This window comes from Pedobacter sp. KBS0701, from assembly GCF_005938645.2.
Lineage (GTDB): Bacteria > Bacteroidota > Bacteroidia > Sphingobacteriales > Sphingobacteriaceae > Pedobacter.
In genome coordinates, this window is record NZ_CP042171.1 from 4,660,038 (window position 1) to 4,684,406 (window position 24,369).

General features: G+C 38.9%; 25 protein-coding genes. 21 read left to right on the forward strand and 4 right to left on the reverse strand.

The features are described 5' to 3' along the window. Positions 1 to 70: 70 nt before the first annotated feature. Entirely contained in the window at positions 71 to 523 is a 453-nt protein-coding gene (gene dtd / locus FFJ24_RS18740) for a D-aminoacyl-tRNA deacylase (protein WP_138818711.1), read from the reverse strand. Positions 524 to 553: 30 nt separating this feature from the next. Between dtd and FFJ24_RS18745 the strand changes: the two genes are divergently transcribed. Then, positions 554 to 1,579, forward strand: coding sequence for a hypothetical protein (locus FFJ24_RS18745; protein WP_246862655.1), 1,026 nt, complete (start codon positions 554 to 556; stop codon positions 1,577 to 1,579). Next, complete coding sequence (locus FFJ24_RS18750) at positions 1,545 to 3,992, forward strand: hypothetical protein (protein ID WP_138818713.1); 2,448 nt, start codon at positions 1,545 to 1,547, stop codon at positions 3,990 to 3,992. Before FFJ24_RS18745 ends, FFJ24_RS18750 begins: the two co-directional genes overlap by 35 nt. A 145-nt stretch (positions 3,993 to 4,137) precedes the next feature. On the opposite strand, the gene FFJ24_RS18755 is transcribed toward FFJ24_RS18750, so the two are convergent. Further along, positions 4,138 to 5,184: a 3-oxoacyl-ACP synthase III family protein gene (locus tag FFJ24_RS18755; protein ID WP_138818714.1), complete on the reverse strand. Its 1,047-nt coding sequence runs from the start codon at positions 5,182 to 5,184 to the stop codon at positions 4,138 to 4,140. A gap of 173 nt (positions 5,185 to 5,357) precedes the next feature. Between FFJ24_RS18755 and FFJ24_RS18760 the strand changes: the two genes are divergently transcribed. Next, entirely contained in the window at positions 5,358 to 5,639 is a 282-nt protein-coding gene (locus tag FFJ24_RS18760; protein ID WP_025143968.1) for an ATP-dependent Clp protease adaptor ClpS, read from the forward strand. Between the two features lie 178 nt (positions 5,640 to 5,817). On the opposite strand, the gene FFJ24_RS18765 is transcribed toward FFJ24_RS18760, so the two are convergent. Then, positions 5,818 to 6,417, reverse strand: a complete 600-nt coding sequence (locus tag FFJ24_RS18765; protein ID WP_138818715.1) for a thioredoxin family protein — start codon at positions 6,415 to 6,417, stop codon at positions 5,818 to 5,820. A 194-nt stretch (positions 6,418 to 6,611) separates the two neighbouring features. Further along, the gene (gene rsmA, locus FFJ24_RS18770) at positions 6,612 to 7,397 is read right to left on the reverse strand and encodes a 16S rRNA (adenine(1518)-N(6)/adenine(1519)-N(6))-dimethyltransferase RsmA (protein WP_138818716.1); all 786 of its coding nucleotides are present in this window, start codon (positions 7,395 to 7,397) and stop codon (positions 6,612 to 6,614) included. Positions 7,398 to 7,570: 173 nt separating this feature from the next. On the opposite strand from rsmA, the gene pdxA reads away from it, so the two are divergent. The 18 genes from pdxA to FFJ24_RS18860 all read left to right on the forward strand — a co-directional run bounded on the left by pdxA (position 7,571) and on the right by FFJ24_RS18860 (position 24,291). Beyond that, positions 7,571 to 8,650, forward strand: coding sequence for a 4-hydroxythreonine-4-phosphate dehydrogenase PdxA (gene pdxA, locus FFJ24_RS18775; RefSeq protein ID WP_138818717.1), 1,080 nt, complete (start codon positions 7,571 to 7,573; stop codon positions 8,648 to 8,650). Between the two features lie 246 nt (positions 8,651 to 8,896). Next, positions 8,897 to 10,084, forward strand: a complete 1,188-nt coding sequence (locus FFJ24_RS18780; RefSeq protein ID WP_138818718.1) for a nitrate/nitrite transporter — start codon at positions 8,897 to 8,899, stop codon at positions 10,082 to 10,084. Between the two features lie 178 nt (positions 10,085 to 10,262). Continuing rightward, positions 10,263 to 11,105, forward strand: coding sequence for a sulfurtransferase (locus FFJ24_RS18785; protein WP_138818719.1), 843 nt, complete (start codon positions 10,263 to 10,265; stop codon positions 11,103 to 11,105). Between the two features lie 134 nt (positions 11,106 to 11,239). Next, a complete protein-coding gene (locus FFJ24_RS18790; RefSeq protein WP_138818720.1) occupies positions 11,240 to 11,770 on the forward strand; it encodes a DUF177 domain-containing protein in 531 nt (176 codons plus the stop codon). Between the two features lie 15 nt (positions 11,771 to 11,785). Beyond that, positions 11,786 to 11,977, forward strand: a complete 192-nt coding sequence (rpmF, locus tag FFJ24_RS18795; protein ID WP_025143959.1) for a 50S ribosomal protein L32 — start codon at positions 11,786 to 11,788, stop codon at positions 11,975 to 11,977. Between the two features lie 101 nt (positions 11,978 to 12,078). Continuing rightward, positions 12,079 to 13,017, forward strand: coding sequence for a phosphate acyltransferase PlsX (gene plsX, locus FFJ24_RS18800; protein WP_138818721.1), 939 nt, complete (start codon positions 12,079 to 12,081; stop codon positions 13,015 to 13,017). An 18-nt stretch (positions 13,018 to 13,035) separates the two neighbouring features. After that, on the forward strand, positions 13,036 to 14,034 hold the full coding sequence (locus FFJ24_RS18805) for a beta-ketoacyl-ACP synthase III (RefSeq protein ID WP_138818722.1): 999 nt from the start codon (positions 13,036 to 13,038) through the stop codon (positions 14,032 to 14,034). A 118-nt stretch (positions 14,035 to 14,152) separates the two neighbouring features. Continuing rightward, on the forward strand, positions 14,153 to 14,629 hold the full coding sequence (accB, locus tag FFJ24_RS18810; RefSeq protein WP_138818723.1) for an acetyl-CoA carboxylase biotin carboxyl carrier protein: 477 nt from the start codon (positions 14,153 to 14,155) through the stop codon (positions 14,627 to 14,629). 97 nt (positions 14,630 to 14,726) lie between these two features. After that, the gene (accC, locus tag FFJ24_RS18815) at positions 14,727 to 16,067 is read left to right on the forward strand and encodes an acetyl-CoA carboxylase biotin carboxylase subunit (protein WP_138818724.1); all 1,341 of its coding nucleotides are present in this window, start codon (positions 14,727 to 14,729) and stop codon (positions 16,065 to 16,067) included. A 96-nt stretch (positions 16,068 to 16,163) separates the two neighbouring features. After that, the gene (locus FFJ24_RS18820) at positions 16,164 to 16,361 is read left to right on the forward strand and encodes a DUF2683 family protein (protein ID WP_138818725.1); all 198 of its coding nucleotides are present in this window, start codon (positions 16,164 to 16,166) and stop codon (positions 16,359 to 16,361) included. Further along, a complete protein-coding gene (locus FFJ24_RS18825; RefSeq protein ID WP_138818726.1) occupies positions 16,352 to 16,618 on the forward strand; it encodes a Txe/YoeB family addiction module toxin in 267 nt (88 codons plus the stop codon). Before FFJ24_RS18820 ends, FFJ24_RS18825 begins: the two co-directional genes overlap by 10 nt. 116 nt (positions 16,619 to 16,734) lie before the next feature. Then, entirely contained in the window at positions 16,735 to 17,616 is an 882-nt protein-coding gene (tatC, locus tag FFJ24_RS18830; RefSeq protein WP_121287609.1) for a twin-arginine translocase subunit TatC, read from the forward strand. A 45-nt stretch (positions 17,617 to 17,661) separates the two neighbouring features. Further along, positions 17,662 to 18,099 (forward strand): ribose 5-phosphate isomerase B, encoded by a 438-nt coding sequence (gene rpiB, locus FFJ24_RS18835; RefSeq protein WP_138818727.1) that lies wholly within the window; start codon positions 17,662 to 17,664, stop codon positions 18,097 to 18,099. 27 nt (positions 18,100 to 18,126) lie between these two features. Next, positions 18,127 to 19,761, forward strand: coding sequence for a M28 family peptidase (locus FFJ24_RS18840; RefSeq protein ID WP_138818728.1), 1,635 nt, complete (start codon positions 18,127 to 18,129; stop codon positions 19,759 to 19,761). Positions 19,762 to 20,225: 464 nt separating this feature from the next. Continuing rightward, positions 20,226 to 21,611, forward strand: coding sequence for a LutB/LldF family L-lactate oxidation iron-sulfur protein (locus FFJ24_RS18845; protein ID WP_371716856.1), 1,386 nt, complete (start codon positions 20,226 to 20,228; stop codon positions 21,609 to 21,611). An 80-nt stretch (positions 21,612 to 21,691) separates the two neighbouring features. After that, the gene (locus tag FFJ24_RS18850; protein ID WP_138818729.1) at positions 21,692 to 21,928 is read left to right on the forward strand and encodes a hypothetical protein; all 237 of its coding nucleotides are present in this window, start codon (positions 21,692 to 21,694) and stop codon (positions 21,926 to 21,928) included. Continuing rightward, on the forward strand, positions 21,910 to 22,293 hold the full coding sequence (locus FFJ24_RS18855; protein ID WP_138818730.1) for a type II toxin-antitoxin system VapC family toxin: 384 nt from the start codon (positions 21,910 to 21,912) through the stop codon (positions 22,291 to 22,293). The genes FFJ24_RS18850 and FFJ24_RS18855 overlap by 19 nt, the downstream gene beginning before the upstream one ends. A 21-nt stretch (positions 22,294 to 22,314) precedes the next feature. Then, positions 22,315 to 24,291 (forward strand): thiamine pyrophosphate-dependent enzyme, encoded by a 1,977-nt coding sequence (locus tag FFJ24_RS18860; RefSeq protein ID WP_138818731.1) that lies wholly within the window; start codon positions 22,315 to 22,317, stop codon positions 24,289 to 24,291. The last annotated feature ends 78 nt before the right edge of the window (positions 24,292 to 24,369 follow it).

A 24,369-nucleotide genomic window follows, 5' to 3' on the forward strand; every position in this document is an offset into this window, starting at 1 on the left:
GGGATAAATTAATATTGTTTTCTGACCATTCAAGACTTAATAAGTTACGCCACTACTGTTCAAATTTTAATTATTCCTTATCTTTTGTATCAATTAGAATCGTAACAGGTCCATCGTTTAAAAGTGCTATTTTCATATCAGCCCCAAAAATTCCCGTTTTTACTTGTCTGCCCAATAAAGCAGACAGCTTTTCTATCATTTTCTCGTAAAGTGGAATCGCCACATCTGGTCGTGCCGCCCTCTTAAAACCCGGACGGTTTCCTTTTTTAGTAGATGCAAATAAAGTAAACTGGCTAATCAGCAAAATATCTCCACCTACATCAGCAAGTGCCTTATTCATCATTCCATTTTCATCGCCAAAAACACGCATCCCGATAATTTTCTGTGCCAACCAGTCCAGGTCCTCTACCTGATCAGCGTCTTCAATACCTAGTAACACCAAAAATCCGCCTTCAATAACTCCTGTTACTTCACCATCAACAGTGCAACTCGCCTGTGTAACTCTTTGTAAAACTGCCCGCATTTTATACTACTTTTGCCCAATAAAATTATTATGCGCAAGATAAGTATTTTAGTGATTTTTGTATTTCTCTTCCTTGGTTGTAAGCAAAAATCAATCGTGCATCCTACTTTTTATTATTGGAAGACGGATTACCAGAATAAAAAAGAAGAAACCGCTTATCTGGATCAGTTTAAATCCAACTCTTTGTATGTGCGGATCATGGATGTAGATTTTAATCCCGATCTGCAACTGCCCGTACCTGTTTCGCCAATTAAATTCTCGGATTCAATCCCCAAACACACCAATATTATACCTGTAGTGTTTATTGTTAACCAGGTTTTTAACAAAATTGACACCATGCAGACTGTGGTGATGGCCGATCGCATTGCCAAATTTGTAGAGGCTAAAGTAAAACAGGCCGGAAAACAAAATTACCACGAACTTCAGATCGATTGCGATTGGACTAAAGGCACCAGGAACAGGTATTTTAAATTCCTCGAACAGTTAAAGGCAAGACCGCTTTTAAAGGGAAAAACCATTTCGGTAACCTTGCGCCTTCATCAGGTTAAAAACATTGTATCAAGTGGTGTACCGCCAGTAGAAAAGGCTATTTTAATGTGCTACAACATGGGCAACCTGCGTAAATATGGCGAGCAAAACTCCATATTGGACCAACACGAAATGGATCTTTACCTAAAAGATTATTTATCACAATATCCATTGCCGCTTGATGTAGCTCTGCCTATTTTCGAATGGGCGGTGGTATTCAGGAACGGGCAATATGCGGGTATTTCTAAACGGATCAGTAAAATTCAGATCGACGACAAAAAACTTTTTAAGCGAAAGGAAAATTCCATCCTTTACGATCTTTTGGTTGATTACCCTGCCGCTGGATTAAAAAAAGACGATATAGTAAGATGGGAGCAAATTTCTCCTGAAGATTTACTTGTTACCTCTAAATTTTTATCCCGATCTTTAGCCCCAAGAGAGCGGAATCTCGTTTTCTACCATTTAGACACCGACCTATTAAAACATTTTACCAATGAAAACCTTCAAAAAGTTATCGCTAATTTTTAGTGTATTTCTGATTACTTTTTTCGGCGAAATTGCCGTGAATCTTGCCTGTGGAGGTGAGATAGATCCCTACGATTACATTTCCTATTTCCATAACAATATAGAAGGAGATGAATATTCGCCATTTGCTTATAATCAAATGGTTTACCTCAACAGTGAAACCGATATTGAAAGTGAGCCTGACATTAACAGCCGCGAATGGGCGAAATACCTCAATGTTAAAAAGGAGGATGTGCTAAAAGTAATGTACAAAACCGATAGCGCTACCGGTGTAAAACTGGTTAATTTTGATGGCAACCTTTCGCAATTGCCAGACAGTTTACAGCAGAACAGCTTTATGCAGGCTTTAAGCAAACGTAAAGAATCTTTAAAATATTACCTGTTTGCTAAGAGCTGCGAACCCCTGGCCAATGTAGATTTTAGTCTTTGGGATCCAAAACCACGCGATACTACAGCAATGGGCTCAAAAGCTAAAGAAGCATTACAATTAACAGAAGCTGAAAAGAATGATTTTCTGAAATTACGTTATGCTTATCAGGCTGAGCGGATGTTCCACTTTGCCGGTTACCATGCCGAAAGTAAATCAACTTACGATAAATACATTAGAAACAGCAAGGTAAATAGTGCGGCCAAAGGCTGGGCATTGGCATTATATGCCGGATCTACCCGCAGGTTGGGAAATCCCGAAGAATCTGCCTTTTTATTTTCAAAAGTTTTTGCAAGCAATCCGGAACGGAGGGTGCAAGCTTATAAAAACTATTACTACAACAGCACTCCTGTTAACGGGGCCTTAAAATATGCTAAAACCAATAATGAAAAAGCGAATATCTGGGCAATAAATGGTTTCGGAAATTCCGATTCGGGTATGGAAAGTTTAAATAAAGTTTATCAGTATGAACCTAAAAGTCAGCTGAACGGAACATTACTGGTGCGCGAAGTAAATAAATTGGAACAAGACCTTATCGAAGCGAACGACATCGCCAAAATTGGTTACAATTATTACTTTTCTGATAACGGCAATCCTAAGTATAAGGACAGTTTAAAAACAGTTAATCTAAAACACCTGAATGAAATCAGGAATTTTGCCGTAAAACTGGCCACGGAGAAGAAATATCCACAGCCAGAATTGGGTACATTAACAGCTGCCTACTTATCGTGGATGGAGAATAAAGATTTCATGGCTTCAAATTACCTTGCGCTATTAAAACCTGATAAATTACCAGAAAGATTGCGCGACCAATATCGCATTACCGATTTATTAATTAAGGCTAAAAACATCAAAAAAGGCAATCCTTTTAACGAAAATGACCTATTGCCTACTTTAAAATGGCTGGACGAAAAACGTTTCGCAGAAAATAAAAATCAGTCAAACGGACAGTATTACGATAGCGATCAGGCTGAAAAGCGCTTTAGCAGAACCACCAGGAATTTCTACCAACAAATATTGGCACCAGCTTATTTGAACATGGGCGATACGGCAAAAGCAGCACTAGCAATGGTTAAAGGTGATCTAACATTTAAAACCATGAAAGAGAACTCTCTTTTCCAGAATATGAGCTACCAGAGTATCGCTTTTTGGCAGAAAAATTTAAGTCCGAAAAGTATGCAGGGTTTAGCCGTTTATAAGACAAAGGCATCAGGCAATGATGTTACCGGTTTATTGGCTTCGGCTTTAAATCAACTTAAAAACGATGATTTTTATGAGCTTTATGGCACTACTTATCTGCGTACGCATCAATATGATAAAGCTGTACAAATGTTTGCAAAAGTTTCAGCAGGCTACAAATATTTTAATCCAGATAATTGGTATGCAGATGAAGCCAATGCTAAATTATATGCCAATCCTTTTATTGAGACCATTAACGATTTCCCTAAAAAATATGTAACAGCCAAAGCGTCTATTACCAAAAAGGCTTTTGCTGCAGAAATGCTCCGCTTGCAGAAGTTAACGGTGAGCGATAAAAAGAATGCTGCGCTTTATTATTACAAAATGGCCAATGCCGTTTATCAGACAGGTTATTTTGGCAACAGCTGGTTCCTGATCAGTTACGATTGGTCATCTTACGATAACAGCAACCCAGCGAAATATGTGTACGATGGGGATTACAAAAAAGCACAAACCGCAAAAGCATGGTATTTAAAAGCCAGGGCCTTAAGCACTGATGCCGATTTTAAGGCAAAATGTACTTTTATGCTGGCTAAATGTTTGCAAAAGCAGATTATTATGAATGCGAATCCATTATCGTTTTATTATTACGATAAAACCGATGTAAAATGGAAAAACTTTATCAAGGCCAATTATAATAACCCTTATCTCAAAGAATTAAGACTTAACTACAACAAAACGCCTTTTTACGCTATTGCAGCAGGAGAATGCAGTTATTTAGGAGATTTTATTAAGCCTAAAGCACAATAGATTGTTTTTATTATTAAGAAGTTAAGAAAATGTGATAAAACCTTAATGTTCTTAACTTCTTAGTGGTAAATAAAGTGTTTAGGTCATATCAAAGGCCATATTTCTCGACTTCGTTGCTCTTTGCTTGAAATGACGAACCTATGAGTTACCACCTAATCAGCGCACTAGCCCAGGTAAAGCCCGATCCGAATGCAGCGAGGCATACCAAATCTCCATCTTTAATTTTACCAGCTTCCCAGGCTTCGCATAAAGCAATAGGCACGGAAGCTGCCGTAGTATTGCCATATTTTTGGATATTATTAAAAACCTGATCATCGTTTAAACCCAATAACTGTTGCACGTATTGACTGATACGTAAGTTTGCCTGGTGTGGCACCAGCATATCAATATCTTTTTCAGTTAAATGATTAGCAGCCAAAGCCTCTTTAATTACCTCGGGAAATTTCACTACCGCTTTTTTGAAAACTGCCGGACCATCCATATAAGGTAACGCGGCACCACTTTCTAAAATTTCCTGCGTCATAAATAACCCACCCAATTCCTGCTCTGGGTAAGCAGGTTTATCTTTTAACCATTTATTGGCATGAGAACCTGGATAATACATGGCCAAAATTTCGGCATCGGCACCATCGCTATGTAAATGTGTACTTAAAATCCCTTTTCCCGGCTCATCTGTAGGCTGTAACACTACTGCACCAGCACCATCGCCAAAAATTACTGATACATTACGGCTCCGGGTTTCGAAATCCATCGCAAATGAGTGTTTCTCGCTTCCCACTACCAAAACATTTTTATACATGCCAGTTTTTACAAACTGATCGGCCACCGAAAGGGCATATACAAAGCCAGAACATTGATTTCGGATATCTAAAGCACCGATCTCACCCATGCCCATTTCGCGTTGCAACAATACGCCACAACCTGGGAAATAGTAATCTGGACTAAGGGTAGCAAAAACGATAAAATCGACATCTTTAGCGGTAATCCCAGCCCTTTCGATTGCAATTTTGGCGGCTTCAATGCCCATTGTAGTGGTGGTTTCCTCATTGCGATCGGCAAAACGGCGCTCTTTAATTCCCGTACGCTCCTGGATCCACGCATCATTGGTATCCATAAAACGGCTTAAATCATCGTTGGTATATACATTTTTAGGAACGTAGTAACCTATTCCCGCAATTTTAGACTGGTGCATGCTCGTGTTTTTTATAAATTTGGTTAACAAATGTATTAAAAGAGATGGAAGATATGTAAAATGTACGATGTAAGATGTTGTATAGACTTATGTTACTGCACCTCATCTATTTTACCTATTCCATCTTACATTAAAACTATTATATCTTACATAAAAATAGTTATTTTTGCACCATGTCTACAGAAACCAAAGAAGAGACCTTTACGCTCGAAGAAATTTTAACTTCCCTAAAAACCGTACACCGCCTTATTTTGTGGAATGATGATATCAATACCTTTGATCATGTGATTTACTGCATGATGAAATACCTGGATTATAACGAATCGCAGGCCGAAAAAATTGCATGGAAAGTGCATAATGAAGGTAAATGCCCTGTTTTAGAAGGATCATTTACAGAGATGGAAGTATACCGTAAAATTTTACAACAAGAAGGATTAACTGTTTCTGTTGATTAAAAGATTACTCCCGAGAATTATTCTCGCAATATTGTCATTTCGAGCGGAGTGCTACCTGTACCGATTTTACATCGGTAACGCAGTCGAGAACCACGGAGTGCTCAGCGAAGCTAAATCTATCTAGGCAGATCTCTCCATTTCACTGCGTTTCAGTCGAGATGAAGACTATTCCACAAAATTAACTCTCCAATCCTTTTAAAAGCTCATTTAACCCAGCCTGTGTGGTTTGCGTTTTATCTTTAGCGTACCAGCCATGAAGTTTTTCTGCTAAAACTGGCATTTCAGTACTTTCTTTTCTCCATTCTTTTAAAAGTTCCTGTAAAATTTGTGGTCTTGGCCCCCAGGTTGCTAAAACTTGATCTGCTGATTCATTCAATACAATTAAAACCGGGATAGCCCTTCCACCATTGGTTAAATGTGCATCGATTAAAGGCAGATTTTTATCTCTAAGCACAAATTTCAAATCTATTTTACCCAACGATGCAGTTGCGATTTTATTAAACACCGGAACAATTTGTGCAGCATCGCCACACCAGCCTTCGGTAATCACCAGAAATTTATAATTTTCTTGAAGATGTTCAATAGTTGATACCAACTCATCATTTAAGCTGATCGTTTTATCCACCCGGCTCATGCGCTGCACATTCATTTTAGTGTAGTGCAAATCGTAAGTTACGTCGCCAGTTGCCTTTCCCTCTAACAGAAGTTGATCAATCAGTTCACGGTAGGTTTGATAATCCATTCCTTGCTCGCTGAAAATTTCGCTGTAATTAACCATGATGTTTAAAATTATGTCGCAAAGGAAAGGAGAAATTCAATGAAAATAATCACGGATTTGCAAGAATCGTTTTGTGAATGATTGCAAAGATTTTAGGATTACAGTGATATTTTTTCACTCCTGTCATGCTGAGGCACGAAGCATCTGCATCCGATGAAACAGATGCTTCGTGCCTCAGCATGACAAAAAAATCGCTAAGCCTCCATCAACTTACTCAGATGTTGTGTTAGTGCCACAAAATCTGCAACAGTTAGCTGCTCGGCACGTTTCTCGAAGTAGATATGATCGTCCATTTTATCCTTTGGCATCACTGCTGAAACCGCATTACGCAAGGTTTTTCTCCGTTGGTTGAAACCTGCCTTAACCACCCGCCAGAATAATTTTTCATCGCAATCTAAAGTTTCCACGTCATTTCTGGTTAAACGGATCACAGCCGAATGCACTTTTGGTGGCGGATTAAATGTACCCGGCTTAACCGTAAACAGGTATTCAATTTTATAATAGGCTTGAAGAAGCACACTCAAAATTCCATAGTCTTTGGTTCCTGCAGGCGAGGCACAACGCTGCGCAACTTCTTTTTGAAACATCCCAACCATTTCTACAACCTTGTGGCGGTTATCTAATATTTTAAATAAAATCTGTGATGAGATATTATATGGAAAGTTACCGATAATGGCGAACTGGCCAGGAAAAATAGCATCGAAATCAAGTTTCAGAAAATCGCCATTAATCAACCTATCGCCAAGCTGGGGGTATTTTTCATTTAAAAAATGGAAAGATTCTGTATCTATATCGATAAGATAGGTTTCCAGGTCTGTACGCTGCAGCAAAAAATCAGATAAGATTCCCATTCCCGGCCCAACCTCTAAAACCTGATTATATTTATTGGTATTTACCAAAGCCTCTACAATGCGGTTGGCAATGCCTTTATCGGTTAAAAAATGTTGTCCTAAATGTTTTTTCGCTTTTACTAAACTCATACCTTAAAATTAATCGAATATTTTAACCGCAAAGGGGTGCTAAGATTCGGCGCTATGAACGCAAAGATAGACTTATTATTTCTTTGCGAATCAATCTCTGTTCTCTGAGGTTTCATTTTTTTTAAAGTCTTTAAACGAAAATCAGTAATTTGCGCTAAAATTTTCCAGTAATTATGAGCGATAAACTTAAAATTGGTATCAGTATAGGCGACGTAAACGGCATAGGTTTAGAGGTAATCATTAAAACATTATCCAATCCTGCTATTTTAAATTATTGCACTCCAATCGTTTATGGCCATACCAAGGTTTCATCTTTTCACAGAAAAGCGAATAATTTGGGTGATTTCAGTTTTAATGTAGTTAACCATGCCAACCAGGCACTGCCAAAAAAGGCGAACATGATCAATTGCTGGGAAGAAGATGTAAAAATCGAATTGGGTCAGGTTACGGCAACGGGTGGAAAATATGCCTTGGTATCACTAGAGCGTGCAACAGCCGATCTGGTAAACGGTGATATTGATGCTTTAGTTACTGCTCCAATTAACAAACATAATATTCAATCAGATACTTTTGCTTTTCCCGGCCATACCGAATATCTACAGGAAAAAAGCGGAAGTAAAGATGTGCTGATGTTTTTGATCAGCGAAAATCTACGGGTAGGTGTTGTAACAGGTCATATTCCGGTGAAAGATGTTCCGGCGGCAATTACGAAAGATAAAATCGTAAATAAGTTAAAACTGATTAACGAAAGTTTAAAAAAAGACTTCTGGATCGAAAAACCGAAAATTGCTGTTTTGGGCTTAAATCCACATGCCAGCGATAATGGTTTATTGGGTACCGAAGAGGCTGAAATTATTACGCCAGCCATCCAGGAAGCTTACGACAAAGGCATTGTATGTTTTGGTCCATACCCTGCTGATGGCTTTTTCGGTAATGGTAGCTACAAACAGTTTGATGCTGTTTTGGCTATGTACCACGATCAGGGTTTAATTCCTTTTAAAACATTAGCTTTCCATAATGGCGTAAATTATACCGCTGGTTTAAACTTCGTCCGCACCTCTCCCGATCATGGAACAGGTTATGATATTGCAGGAAAAAATTTAGCTGATTCGACTTCCTTTACCGAAGCTTTATTTTCAGCCATTCACATTGTAAAAAACCGCCGCGAGCAAGAGGAAATGCTGGGCAACCAACTACGCACAGGTGGAAAAGTGGTTGAAACTCAATTTGACATTAAGGATGATGCATCTTAAGGTAGAAGGCAGAAAGACTAAGGCTGAAAGACCAAAGATGCATTAAACTCAGATGTACTAAGGTGGCTTAGGTGGTCAACATTTTTTTTTCAAAGCAAGGCCTTGTGTTCCATCGGTTCTGAAAGCCCTGCTATCCGTTCCAATCTTTTTGTGATTGTCATGCTGAGCTTGTCGAAGCACAGCAACAAAAAAGATTTCCACTTCTATCAGGTTTATTTTAGTCAAAATTGTGCTGTAAACTAAAAAATGAAAAGCGTAAAAGCAAGCAATCATATTCTCCCAACAATCGTTATTGCGCAGTTTCTCTGCACTTCTTTATGGTTTGCAGGCAATGCTGTAGTACCCGATATCGTTAAAAACTTCCCTACCGAAGCGAACCTTTTGGCTAACCTCACCAGCATGGTGCAGTTCGGTTTTATCAGCGGCACTTTAGTCTTCGCATTTTTTGCCATTTCAGATGTCTTTTCACCCTCAAAAGTTTTCTTTATCTGTGGAATTGCAGCCGCATTGTTTAATCTGGCCATCTGTCTTGAATTATCTAATGTCCATTTATTATTGCTTTTTCGTTTTTTAACTGGCTTTATGTTAGCTGGGATTTATCCTGTCGGCATGAAAATAGCATCCGATTACTTTAAAGACGGCCTCGGCAAATCGCTGGGCTTTTTAGTAGGTGCGTTGGTTTTAGGCACAGCCTTTCCACATCTCCTAAAGACATTCACAGGAAATTTTAAATGGCAATATGTAATCTTCGCTACTTCGGGTTTATCTCTAATTGGTGCGCTTTGCATTTTATGGCTGGTACCAAACGGTCCATTTAGAACTGCCGGACAAAAATTCAATTTCCGCTCTTGTTTCGATGGCTTTAAAAATCCAGGTTTTCGGTCCGCCGCTTTCGGCTATTTCGGACACATGTGGGAACTTTATACCTTTTGGGCTTTTTTACCCGGCATGCTACTGCTTTACAACACTAAACATGTACATACAACTTTAAATATACCGCTGTTTTCGTTCCTAATTATCGCATCAGGAGGTTTATCTTGCATGATTGGCGGTTTGCTTTCACAAAAATTTGGCGCAAAACGGATTGCCACTATCGCCTTAACAATATCGGGCTTATGTTGCTTGCTCTCTCCTGTTTTTCTATTTAGCTGCTCAGTCTATTCTTTTTTGATATTCTTATTCTGCTGGGGTTTATCCGGCACGGCCGATTCGCCACTATTTTCTTCCTTAATTGCCAAACACGCACCCGAAAGTTTGAGAGGGACTTCATTAACTTTGGTTAATTGCATCGGCTTTGCCATCACGATCATTAGTATCCAGTCACTTAATCTACTATCAAAACAGATTAATATTCAATATCTTTATATGGTGCTTGCAATTGGACCAGTTTTCGGGCTATGGGCTTTGCTAAAAAAACAATCTAAATGCGACTAACAGGAATTATATTAATTATTGTAAGTGTGTTAATGGGGATTTTCTGTGCAGTACTTTTTTCGTACCGAGGCGACATAGCCTTTATAACAGCAAAGATTGGATATTATTCTTTCATACTATGGCTTCCAACATTAATTGCTGGAATTATAATAACATCAGTTAACCCAAAAAAACAAATATGAGTACAAAATTATCCCCAATTATAAAACCCGAAGAATTAACCTGGTTAAACCAGGATGATGAAATCGTAATCATTGATGCCAGCGCCGGATCAAAAGCAAGGTATGATGAGCAACATTTGGCTGGAGCGCTTTTTGCCGATGTAAATGAAGATTTAGCCAGCATTGGCGATTTTGCAATTGGCGGACGTCATCCATTACCAACTTCTGAACAGTTTTCCAATGTGCTACAAAAACTCGGGATCACTGAACATAGCCATGTTATTATATACGATGACAAAAATGCTGGTAATGCAGCTGCGCGGCTCTGGTGGATGTTGAAAGCAATCGGTCATGAAAAAGTACAGGTTATTGATGGCGGCTTTCAGGCGGCTGTTAAAGCAGGTTTTCCGACTACCGATAAAGTGGAGATCCCAAAATCGGTTGAACCATACCAAGTAAAAGAATGGGCATTGCCTTTATCCAACATCAATGAAGTAGAAAGAGTAGCTAAAACTGATAACTACATTGTGATCGACGTACGCGATGCCAATCGTTTTGCAGGCTTAACTGAACCTATTGATTTAATTGCAGGCCATATCCCTGGAGCGGCCAATATTCCTTATACCGAAAACTTAGATGCAAACGGTGCTTTCCTTGCTCCTGAAATATTAAAAGAAAAATACGAAGAAGCCCTGGCACATGTAAAGCCCGAAAATGTAATTGTACACTGTGGTTCGGGTATTACGGCATGTCATACCCTTTTGGCTATGGATTATGCAGGCCTGCCCATTCCTAAACTCTATGTAGGCTCGTGGAGCGAATGGAGCAGGAATAATAAAGAAATGGTACTGGCCAGCTAATCATTCTGCAGACCTTATAGCCTTGAGAAACCTATAAGCTCTAAAAATCAAGAGTTAACGCCAACAATTTTTAAAAAACATTTTTAATCTAATTATTTTATCCCTACATTTGCAGGCTAAAATTTTACAGTACTTTGAACCCACTAAAACAATTTTCATTACCGTTTACCGGATTAAAATTGGGATCTCATCAGTTTGATTATGAGCTTGATGACACCTTTTTTAATGCATTTGAGTACTCGCTAATCAAAAGTGGAAATTTAAAGGTAGACCTGGAACTTGAGAAACAAGAGACCATGTTGATCCTAAAATTCAAAGTTATTGGTACCGTAAATTTAGATTGCGATAAATGTTTATCAGAATTTGCTTACCCGGTAAACCTTTACGAAAGGCAGATTGTAAAGTTTGCTGAAGATGAACTGGAAAGTGATGATGAAGAAATTATCTCATTAAGCCGAAAAGACACCGAGATTGATATATCGGGGCCTTTATACGAGATGATTAACGTAGCGGTACCTTATATCAAAAACTGCGAGCAGGCAGGTAAAGATTGCGATCAGGAAATGATTGACCGCTTAAATCAGTTATCTATCCAAAAGCAGGCTGAAGAAAATGAACAAACAAGCGACCCACGTTGGGAAGCCCTTAATAAGTTAAAAAAATAATTAGATTATACAGCAATGGCACATCCAAAACGGAAGATCTCGAAACAGAGAAAAAATAAAAGAAGAACGCACTATAAAGCTGTTACTCCTTCTTTAGCAACATGCTCGGCAACAGGTGCTATCCACGTACCTCACCGTGCTTACAACGTTGATGGTAACTTATACTACAACGGCAAACTGGTTATCGAAAATACTCAGATAGGGTAATTTTCTTAAAAAATTGTTTGTGTTTTCAGCGGCTTTAGTCATACCTTAGTCAACTGAAAAATTCAGGATTACACCTGACTTAACACAAACAGATTTTTTCTATGAAAATAGGCCTCGACATAATGGGCGGAGACTATGCTCCCAAAGCAATTGTTTTGGGAGCAATAGCTGCTCATCAATCGCTTAACGCTGGAGAGCATTTAGTTCTTATTGGCGATACCGAACAGATTAAACCCATCCTTGCAGAAGAAGGTTTTAATCCAGATCATTTTGAATACGTTCATACTGATGAAGTAATTGGTATGGGCGAACATCCCACCAAAGCAATCGTTCAGAAACCGAATTCGAGCATAGCAGTTGGTTTTAACCTTTTAAAAGAAGGTAAAATCGATTCTTTTGCAAGTGCAGGTAACTCTGGAGCCATGTTGGTTGGCGCTGTATTTAGCGTTAAAACCATCCCGGGCATCATCCGCCCTTGTTTATGTACAATTCTTCCAAAAATTAAAGGCGGCACAGGCTTACTCTTAGATGTAGGTGCAAATGCCGACTGTAAACCCGATATTTTATTACAATTTGGCGTTCTGGGCAGTTTATATGCAGAAAATCTTTTGCAGATTAACGATCCTAAGGTTGCCTTAATGAACATTGGTGAAGAAGATGAAAAAGGAAACATGCTTAGCATGGCTACTTTTCCGTTAATGAAAGAAAGCAACCTGTTCAACTTTGTGGGTAATGTGGAAGGAAGGGATTTATTTAATGAAAAAGCGGATGTAATTGTTTGCGATGGCTTTACCGGAAATGTAATGCTTAAATTAGCAGAATCGTTTTACGTACTTACCATCAAAAAAGGACTTAAAGATGAATTCTTCGATCGTTTTAATTATGAACAGTACGGTGGAAGTCCGGTTTTAGGGGTTAACGCTCCAGTTGTTATCGGACACGGAATTTCCAGTCCGCTAGCTGTTAAAAATATGGTTCTCCAATCCAGGGAAATGATTACTACCGGGTTGGTAGAAAAAATTAGAATGGCATTTAAATAATTTATTAAAATTCTTAAAATGAGTAAAATTCACGCTGCTATTACAGCAGTAAATGGTTACGTCCCCGACTATGTGCTTACAAACGCAGAGTTAGAAACCATTGTTGACACTTCGGATGAATGGATTACCAGCAGAACGGGAATTAAAGAACGTAGAATTTTAAAGGGAGAAGGTTTAGGTACTTCCGATATGGCGGTTCATGCTGTAAACGGTTTACTTAAAAAGAGAGGAATTGATGCAAGTGAAATTGAACTGATTATCTTTTGCACTACTACTCCAGATTTTACTTTCCCTGCTACAGCAAACGTTTTAGCAGATAAAATCGGAGCTAAAAATGCATGGGGTTACGATTTACAAGCCGCTTGTTCTGGCTTTATTTTCGGACTTTCTACAGGTGCATCATTTATCGAATCAGGAAGACACAAAAAAGTTTTAGTAGTTGGCGGTGATAAAATGTCGTCAATCATTAACTATGAAGACCGTACAACCTGCATCATTTTTGGCGATGGTTGTGGCTGTGCCTTACTAGAACCAAATGAAGAAGGATTTGGCATCCAGGATTCTATTTTAAGAACAGATGGTTCCGGAAGAGATTTCTTAGGCATGAAGGCTGGTGGTTCAGTTAAACCTGCAACCCACGAAACTATTGATGCCAGGGAGCATTTCGCACACCAGGAAGGCCCAACAGTATTTAAATTTGCCGTAACCAATATGGCTGATGTTGCTGCCGAAATTATGGAACGCAACAGCTTAACTGCTGATGATGTTGCCTGGTTAGTGCCTCACCAAGCCAATAAACGCATTATCGATGCTACTGCAAACCGTATGGGGGTTACTACCGATAAGGTAATGATCAACATCGAACGTTATGGCAATACAACCAACGGAACCATTCCGTTATGCTTATGGGAATGGGAAAGCAGATTGAAAAAAGGTGACAACATCGTTTTAGCTGCATTCGGTGGTGGCTTTACCTGGGGTTCGGTATACCTTAAATGGGCGTACGACACAAAATAGTCAGAAGTCTTTAGTCGGGAGTCAGAAGTAAGGTACTGCCCGGATAAAAATATAAAACAAAAAAAGTATAACTTAGTTAATTCAATAAACACTATTTTTTACATAACTAGCCTAAAAAATGGATATCAAACAAATACAGGAACTGATTAAATTTGTTTCTCGTTCTGGAGTAAATGAAGTTGCTATTGAGCAAGAAAACTTCAAAATCACGATCAAAACAAACCAAGCACCAACAGTTGTGCATGCTACCGTGCCACAGGCTCCGCTTGTACAGGCTGCTGCCCCTGTTGCCACAGCTCCTACTGCACCAAATGCAGCAACACCTGCTGTACCAGTTGCAGATGACACTTCAAAATACATTACTATTAAATCGCCAATGATCGGTACCTTCTATCGTTCAGCTAGTCCGGAAAAACCGATGTTTGTTAACGTTGGCGATGAGGTTAGCACAGGTAAAGTAGTTTGTATTATAGAGGCAATGAAACTATTTAACGAGATTGAAAGTGAAGTTTCAGGCCGTATAGTTAAAATATTAGTTGATAATGCATCACCTGTAGAATATGATCAACCGTTATTTTTAGTAGAACCTATTTAGAAGCTGATTTCACAGATTAATTTGATTTCGCAGATTTTTGATCATACCGTTAAACCGGTGTAATCGTTTAAATCTGTGTAATCCTAAATTAAAAATTATGTTTAAAAAAATACTAATTGCCAACAGGGGTGAAATCGCTTTGCGAATTATCCGTACCTGTAAGGAAATGGGCATCAAAACGGTTGCTGTTTACTCTACTGCAGATCGCGAGAGTTTACACGTACGTTTTGCTGATGAGGCTGTTTGTATTGGGCCCCCACCCAGTAAAGATTCTTATTTAAATATCCCAAATATTATCTCGGCTGCAGAATTAACTAATGCCGATGCCATACACCCAGGTTACGGTTTCTTATCTGAAAACGCTAAGTTTTCTAATATATGCCGCGAATACAACATCAAATTTATTGGTGCTACCCCAGAGCAGATCAATGGCATGGGCGATAAAGCCTCAGCAAAAGAAACCATGAAAATCGCGGGTGTTCCAACTATTCCAGGATCGGAAGGTTTGCTTACCAGCGTTAAAGAAGGTATTGCAATTGCCAATGAAATGGGCTACCCTGTAATTCTAAAAGCAACTGCCGGTGGTGGTGGACGCGGTATGCGTGTAGTCTGGAAAGATGAAGATTTCGAAAATGCCTGGGACAGTGCGCGTCAGGAATCTGGTGCGGCATTTGGTAACGATGGCTTATATTTAGAAAAATACATTGAAGATCCACGTCACATTGAAATCCAGATCATCGGAGATCAGTTTGGTAAAGCATGTCACTTATCAGAACGCGATTGTTCCATTCAACGCCGTCACCAGAAATTGGTAGAAGAATCTCCATCTCCGTTTATGACCGAAGAACTTCGTGAAAGAATGGGTGAAGCTGCGATTAAAGGTGCAATGGCCGTAAACTACGAAGGTGCAGGTACAATCGAATTCCTGGTTGATAAACACCGCAACTTCTATTTTATGGAAATGAACACCCGTATCCAGGTAGAGCACCCGGTTACCGAAGAGGTGATCAACTTCGATCTAATTAAAGAACAGATTAAAGTAGCTGCCGGAATTCCGATTTCGGGCAAAAACTATACGCCGGAGATGCATGCCATTGAATGTCGTATCAATGCAGAAGATCCTGCGAATAACTTCCGTCCTTCACCTGGTAGAATCACTAATTTCCATTCTCCGGGCGGGCATGGTGTTCGTGTAGATACCCACGTGTATGCAGGTTATTCAATTCCTTCCAACTACGATTCGATGATTGCAAAATTAATCTGCGTAGCGCAAACACGTGAAGAAGCCATCTGTACCATGGAGCGTGCTTTGAGCGAATTCGTAATTGAAGGTATTAAAACTACCATTCCTTTCCACTTACAATTGATGAAAGATCCTAACTTCAGGGCAGGAAACTTCACCACTAAGTTTATGGAAACGTTTGAATTTACGGAATAATATAAACGATTATAAAAATTTAAATCCCATTTTGGTAAAACAGAATGGGATTTTTCTTTATTAAAAATTTAAGAATTATTTCAGTAAATTTGAATTATGGAAACATTAATTGTACATCCGGAAAACAAGGCTCAATTAAATGCCGTAAAGCAGGTTTTAAAAGCCATGAAGATTTCTTTTGAAAAAGAGGATAAGCCTTACAATCCCGAATTTGTTGCTAAAATAAAAAAATCAGAGCAAAACTTTAAAGAGGGAAAATTTACTAAGATAGCTATAGATGATTTATGGAAATAGCTTTTGATGAGATAGCCAAAGAAGACCTAAGTTACTGGAAAAAAAGTGGCAATATCGCTATTCAAAAGAAAATAGAATCTCTTCTTATTGCCATACTAGAATCCCCGTTTAAGGGTATCGGAAAACCTGAACAACTTAAATATGATTTTTCAGGGATGTGGTCGAGGAGGATAAATTCAGAGCACAGAATTATCTATCAGGTTATGGAAGTTGAGCAAGTTATTAAAATTCACTCCCTAAGAGGACATTATAAATAATTAACATATTGATCTACATAATATATTAAAGCATTTCTCATAATAATATAAACTATTTCTATATTTAACACGTAAATACCATTCTATTCAAATAGAATGGTATTTTTGTTTTCAACATGAGCGACACTAAAAAAAATCTACTTACAAAAGCTATCGGACAAAAGAGCACCACATTAGAGGCAGAGATGTCTTTTTTTGATCACCTGGATGTTCTCCGTAAACATTTAATCAGAGCCGTAATTGCCATTGCCGTTTTTACCGGTATCGCTTTTTATTTCAACGAGGAAATCCTTGATAAAATTATTTTCGGGCCTAAAAAACCAGATTTTTGGACCTATCGCATGATGTGTAAACTGGTAGAGCACTTTCCTTCCTTAGGCAAGGATATGTGTATCACCAAAATTAATGGTGAAATCATCAATACAGAAATGGCAGGTCAGTTTAACCTGCAGTTAAATGTTTGTGTAATGTGTGGTATTGTTGTTGGTTTCCCGTATTTATTATGGGAAATATGGCGTTTTATCAAACCAGCACTGCATGAGAACGAACGTAAATCTGCAAGTGGCTTTGTATTCTTTGCATCGGTACTTTTCATTATCGGTATCTTTTTCGGGTACTTTGTAGTATGCCCATTATCGGTTAACTTTTTAACAGGATATACTGTGAGTGCCGAAATTAAAAACACATTTACCGTCGATTCGTATCTATCATCTGTGGCAACTTTAACTTTAGGCACCGGAATTATCTTCGAACTTCCGGTTATTATTTTCATCCTGTCGAAACTTGGGTTGATGACACCGAAACTAATGAGATCGAGCAGAAGGTATGCCGCAGTTATTATCTTAATCATTGCCGCTATTGTTACGCCAACACCTGATATTATGACGATGCTGATTGTAGCTACGCCATTGTTCTTACTTTATGAGCTGAGTATTTTTGTATCGGCCTACATCGAAAAAAAGAAGAAAAAGGCTGATGCTGCTTTCTACGCTAACTAACAAAAACATTACGAACAGAATTCATAATTCTCTATAAATTTGACAATGTCTGGTACAAAAATAAAAATTGCCATTGGCGCGGATCATGCCGGATTCGAATACAAAGAAATATTAAAAGATTTTTTACAGGATTACGAGGTAAAAGATTTTGGCACCTATTCTGAAAGTTCAGTTGATTATCCAGATTTTGCTCATCCTGTTGCCGAAGCGGTAGAAAATGGTGATTTTACATACGGTATCTTGCTTTGTGGATCGGCAAATGGAGTAGCCATCACGGCCAATAAACACCAGCACGTCAGGGCTGGTTTATGCTGGGAAAATGAGGTAGCTTCTTTGGTCCGCAAGCACAATAACGCAAACGTTTTATGTATCCCTGCCAGATTTGTTTCGGAAGAACTGGCAAAAGAAATAACGACAACTTTTTTAGCTACTGAATTTGAAGGTGGTCGCCACCAGAACAGGGTTGAAAAAATTTCGTGTTAACAACAAACTCAACTAACTATTATCATAATGAACAAAAAGTTTTTAACCCTTAGTTTGGTATCACTTGTTTCCGCAAGTTGCTTTAGCCAGATAAAGCCCCTTATACCGAATAAGGATGCGATAAAATTCAGCAAGGCGATTAGTCCGGAAAATGCTTACAAGCACCTTTCAGTTTTGGCTTCTGATGAATATGAAGGCCGCGAAACAGGTACTAAAGGTGCCTGGATGGCAGCAGATTATATCCGCGACTATTTCAAATCTTTAGGTCTAAAAGCACCTGTAAATGGCAGCTATTTCCAAAAGATCGATCTGGTTAATGTTACACTAAAAGAGAGCCATGTAACTGTTAACGGTCAGCCGAAAGAATACCAGAAAGATTATATCGTTTCACCGAGCTTAATCAGCGATAACGGTTTCACTTTTTCTACCGATCAGATTGTATTTATTGGTTATGGAATCAAAAAAGACAATTACAACGATTTTGCCGGAACTGATATTAAAGGCAAAGTGGTGATGATGTTTAACGGCGGCGATCCGACCATTAAACCAGGTACCAGAATTGACAGGGCATCTTACCGTGCTATGTTGGAAGGAAGAGCAAAATATTTTGCAGAGAATAATGTTAAAGCCATCATTCTGATCGATCCAAGTGTAGACAGAATTACCGAAAATAGCAAACAAGCTCAAAATAATGGTCGTGTAATGGTAAAAACCAACGCAGCTATTGAGGCTCAGAAGCAAAACGAAATTCCACGCATTTCAATCTCAGTAGCATTAGCAAACGATCTGTTAAAATCAGCCAATACTACGGTAGCAGATTTACAAAAGAAAATTACCGAAAGCCTTACTCCTGCTTCACAAATCGTAGGTGTTCCTTTTTCAGCAAGTGCTGCTAAAAATGAGGCATCAGTTAGGTGCGAAAATGTTTTAGGTTATTTAGAGGGGTCTGATCCGGTTCTAAAAAAGGAAGTATTAATTTTAACCGGTCACTACGATCATATTGGTTTAGAAACTGATCCAAACGCAAAAGACAAAGTAAACAATGGAGCAGATGATGATGGATCGGGTACTACTGGTGTATTATTAATGGCAAAAGCCTTTACCGATGCCAAAAAAGCAGGTAAGGGTGCTAAACGCAGTATCTTATTTATGACTGTAGTTGGAGAAGAAAAAGGCCTTTGGGGTTCTGAGTGGTACTCTGAGCATCCTGTTTTTCCGGTAGCCAATACCATTGCTGATTTAAATACTGATATGATTGGCCGTACTGGCGAAGAGTATTTGGGCAAACCAGATTCAGCAAACTACATTTACTCAGTAGGCTCTAGAATGTTAAGTAGCGACCTTGCTAACTTAAGCGAGCAGGTTAATGCAACCTATACCAAAATGAAACTGGATTATAAGTATGATGATCCAAAAGATCCTGAGCAAATTTATTACCGTTCAGATCATTATAACTTCGCAAAATTGGGTATTCCGATTATCTTCTATTATGACGGCATGTTACAACAAGACTACCACAAACCTGGCGATGAAGTAAGCAAAATTAACTTCCCCCTATTGGCAAAAAGAGCAAAATTAACCTACTTTACCGCATGGGAACTGGCAAACAGACCTAAACGCCCGGCAGTAGATATGGACGGAAAAGGAAATCCAAAGAAATAATATTCAAAATACTAAGCCTCAACGAAATGTTGGGGCTTTTTTATGCTTAACTGTCGCTATATATTTCAAAATTAAAAACCTGATTAGATTATTAATATACCTTTAAAATCTGCATTAGAAATTTTTGGCGCACTCGTCACCCTGAATTTATTTCAGGGTCTATCTAATAGGAAAGATGCTGAAATAAATTCAGCATGACGATCTCGCTAGTTTCACAGACTCAAAATTAGTCAGTATGAATAGTATTAATCGAATTGAGATCTATTTAAGATGAAATGAGTGATGATTTTAATCCTCCACTAGATGATTTCAAGGATTATATACAATAAAAATAATTGCTTGATAGTCAAGTTTCAATTTTCTAAAAATAAACTCAACAGGGTTTCCTATCTTTGGTTTTTAACAGAGTAGCCTGAAACTAAAAACAGCTATTCTTCGTTACCCCTATAATGAAATTGCCATTGATGAAAACTGCCGAGGAATTTTTAGAGAAGTCTGATGAGAAAGCTTTCGATTTACCGCACCGTAAAACCATAAATTATAATATTGGCAAATACAATGCGGCAGTTGAACGCGGTTTATCAAAATTCGAAAACCTCGAAGCCTCGAAAAAAAAGGCGCATGTAATTAAATGGCGTGTGATGGAAAACCTCGACAAGTTTTTACCCGAGTTCGAATCGAACTTTCAGCGTCGTGGCGGTAAGGTAATTTGGGCTAACGATGCTGAAGAAGCCCAGCAAGAAATCCTCAATATCATTAAAAGAAACAATGGTAAAACAGTCATCAAATCTAAATCGATGACAACAGAGGAAATACACCTGAACGACTTTCTGGAACAAAACAATATCGAATCGCTGGAGAGTGATTTAGGTGAATACATCGTTCAGTTATTGGGCCAGGCTCCCTACCATATTGTTACCCCAGCCATGCACTTAAGTGCTACAGATATTTCGCAGTTATTTCATGATAAATTTGGCACGCCTATAGATGCCACTCCTCCGCAGCTGGTACAAAAAGCGAGAGAATTACTTCGCGATAAATACCTGAATGCTGATATTGGTATTAGCGGCGGGAATTTTTTAATTGCCGATACGGGAAGTATTGCCCTCACTGAAAATGAAGGTAATGCACGTTTAAGCACCACTTTTCCTAAAATCCACATCGCTATTGTAGGTATCGAAAAGATAATTCCTTCTATGGCCGACCTGGATCTGTTCTGGCCTTTATTGGCTTCACATGGAACCGGGCAGAATTTAACGGTTTACAATACCATTTTAAGTGGCCCGCGCCAGCCAAATGAAACCGATGGCCCCGAAGAAATGTATGTTATCCTGCTGGATAATGGCCGTACCAACTTACTGGCTCAAAAAGATCAGCGACAAGGCTTGTATTGCATCCGTTGTGGCGCCTGCTTAAATGCCTGCCCCGTATATAAAAATATTGGTGGACATACCTATAACACCACATATAGCGGTCCAATCGGCTCTGTGATTACGCCGCATTTAAAGGGTATGGAAGAGTTTAAACACTTAAGCTATGCTTCCAGTCTCTGCGGAAAATGTTCAGAGGTTTGTCCGGTTAAAATCGATATCCACAAAATGTTGCTGTTAAACCGGCGAGACGCTGCAGCGGCTCATGATAATGGCAAAAAAGAAGAAATTGGCTGGAGCATGTTCAGCAAAATGATGCAAAAACGCAAATGGATGGATTTCTTCGGTGGAAAGTTTAAAAACTTTATGCTCAAAAGTTTTTTCAAAAAAAGCTGGGGCAAATACCGGGAGATGCCTAGAGTTGCCGATAAATCTTTTGCTAAACAGTGGGAAGAGCTGAAGAAGAATCGGGAGTCTTAAGCCGCCAAGTCTTTGGTCTTTAAATTAACTAATACCTGAAATGTAATTTTAATCGTCCTTGATATTTTGTATATTTGAGTATGGTACGAACAATAATAACACCGGATAAAGAAAACATCTCAATAGATGTTCCTAAGGCTTATATTGGGAAACAAATTGAGGTTTTGGTTTATGCTGTCGACGAACTTAACGAGATGGAGAAACCTAAAAGAAAGCATTCTGATTTTCGTGGTTCACTAAACCTTACTGACAAGCAATACGAAGAATTCCAGCAATATATTATCGATAGCAGGAACGAATGGGAAAGGGATATTTAGCAGATACCAATTCGGTAATTGAGTATCTTGAAAATAAATTACCTGAAAAAATACTCGTATTTATGGATAATCTCGAAATGCATTTATCTGTTATTTCAAGAATAGAACTTTTAGGCTGGTCTAAGATGACAGAACATCAATTTCAACAATTAAGCGGATTCATTTCAGCATCGCTTGTTTATGATCTATCAGAAGAAATTATCCAAAACACTATCAAAATAAGAAAATCGCATAGAATTAAACTTCCAGATGCAATAATAGCAGCCACAGCAATAACCAATAACCTTACCTTAATCACAAGAAATACTTCCGATTTTAAAAAAATTGTAAATCTCCAAGTCCTCAATCCATGGGATATTTCTTAAAGCAATAATCAAAAGCCTATTATGCATTTCAATCGAGGAGATAAAGACGACAAATTCTTATTGAATTTATACAAAAGATTGCTTTACCCCCGGATGGTTGAAGACAAGATGCTTAAACTTTTGCGTCAGGGCCGAATTGGCAAATGGTTTTCGGGTATTGGACAGGAAGCCATTGCAGTTGGCAGCACCTTAGCCATGCAAAACGATGAATATATTTTGCCCATGCACCGTAATTTGGGTGTTTTTACCTCACGCGATATTCCCTTAAAAAAATTAATGGCCCAATGGCAGGGCAAGATTACCGGCTTTACTAAAGGTCGCGACCGCTCCTTCCATTTCGGCACACAAGATTATAAAATCATCGGGATGATCTCCCACCTCGGACCGCAAATGGCTTTAGCAGATGGCATTGCATTGGCCAATGTTTTGGCCAAAAAGCAACATGCTACCTTAGTTTACACCGGTGAAGGCGCAACCAGCGAGGGCGATTTCCATGAAGCGGTAAATGTTGCAGCCGTTTGGGGCCTTCCGGTTATTTTTCTCATTGAGAATAACGGATATGGCCTTTCCACTCCAAAATCAGAACAGTTTAGATGTAAAAACCTGGTGGATAAAGCCATCGGTTATGGCGTAGAAGGTATTCAGATAGACGGAAACAATATTCTGGAGGTTTATAATACCATCAACCAGCTGGCTATGGAAATCCGGAAGGATCCAAGACCAGTTTTAGTGGAATGCCTTACTTTCCGGATGCGTGGACATGAAGAAGCATCAGGCACTAAATATGTTCCGCAAGAACTTTTTGATGAGTGGGAAAAGAAAGATCCGCTAAGTAATTACGAAACCTATTTAATTGAGCAGGGTATTTTAACCTCTGATACGGTTATCGATGTCAAAATCCAGATCAAAAGAGATATTGAACTGGAAATTGAAGAAGCTTTTAACGAAGATGAGCCCATTGCTAATGCCGATCAGGAAGAAGCAGACATGTATTTCCCTTATACGCAACAGGTTACTCAGGCCAATGAATCTTCAACCGAAAAACGATATTTAGATGCCATTAGCGATGCACTCGATTTAGCCATGCAAAAGTATCCTAACCTGGTTTTAATGGGGCAGGATATTGCCGATTATGGCGGGGCTTTTAAAATTACAGATGGCTTTACCGCTAAATATGGCAAAGGCAGAGTGCGTAATACGCCTATTTGCGAATCGGCCATTGTGGGTGCAGGCCTGGGCCTATCTATAAATGGTTATAAAGCTGTGGTAGAGATGCAATTTGCAGATTTTGTGACGGTAGGCTTTAATCAGATTGTAAACAACCTGGCCAAAACGCATTACCGTTGGGGCGAAAAGGCTGATGTAGTGGTGCGTATGCCTACAGGTGCAGGTACGGGTGCCGGGCCATTCCATTCGCAAAGTAATGAAGCCTGGTTTACCAAAACTCCCGGACTTAAAATTGTTTATCCGGCTTTCCCTGAAGATGCTAAAGGATTATTGTTAGCTGCGATCGAAGATCCAAATCCTGTATTATATTTTGAGCATAAATACCTCTACCGAAGTTTAACAGCTCCTGTTCCGGATGGCTATTACACCACAGAAATCGGCAAAGCAGTCAGGCTTGCCGAAGGAGGCAAGTTTGCAATCATTACTTACGGACTGGGTGTACATTGGGCATTAGAGTACCTGAATCAATATCCTGAAAGCGGCGCTACATTAATTGATCTGCGCACACTTCAGCCATGGGATAAAGAAGCCGTACAACAGGCTGTTAAAGAAACCGGAAAGATTTTAATTTTGCACGAAGATACCTTGACAAATGGCTTTGGAGCAGAAATATCAGCCTGGATTGGGGAACATTGTTTCGCTTATCTGGATGCACCGGTAATGCGTTGTGCAAGTTTAGATACCGCCATTCCAATGAATAAAATATTAGAAGAAGATTTTCTGGCTAAAGCAAGATTAGCGGAAACGATTGATAAGTTATTAAAATATTAAGAGTGGTTTAGTACACTATCGTCATACTGATCCGATAGCTATCGGATTTATTTCAGCAGCATTAAAGATCCTGAAATA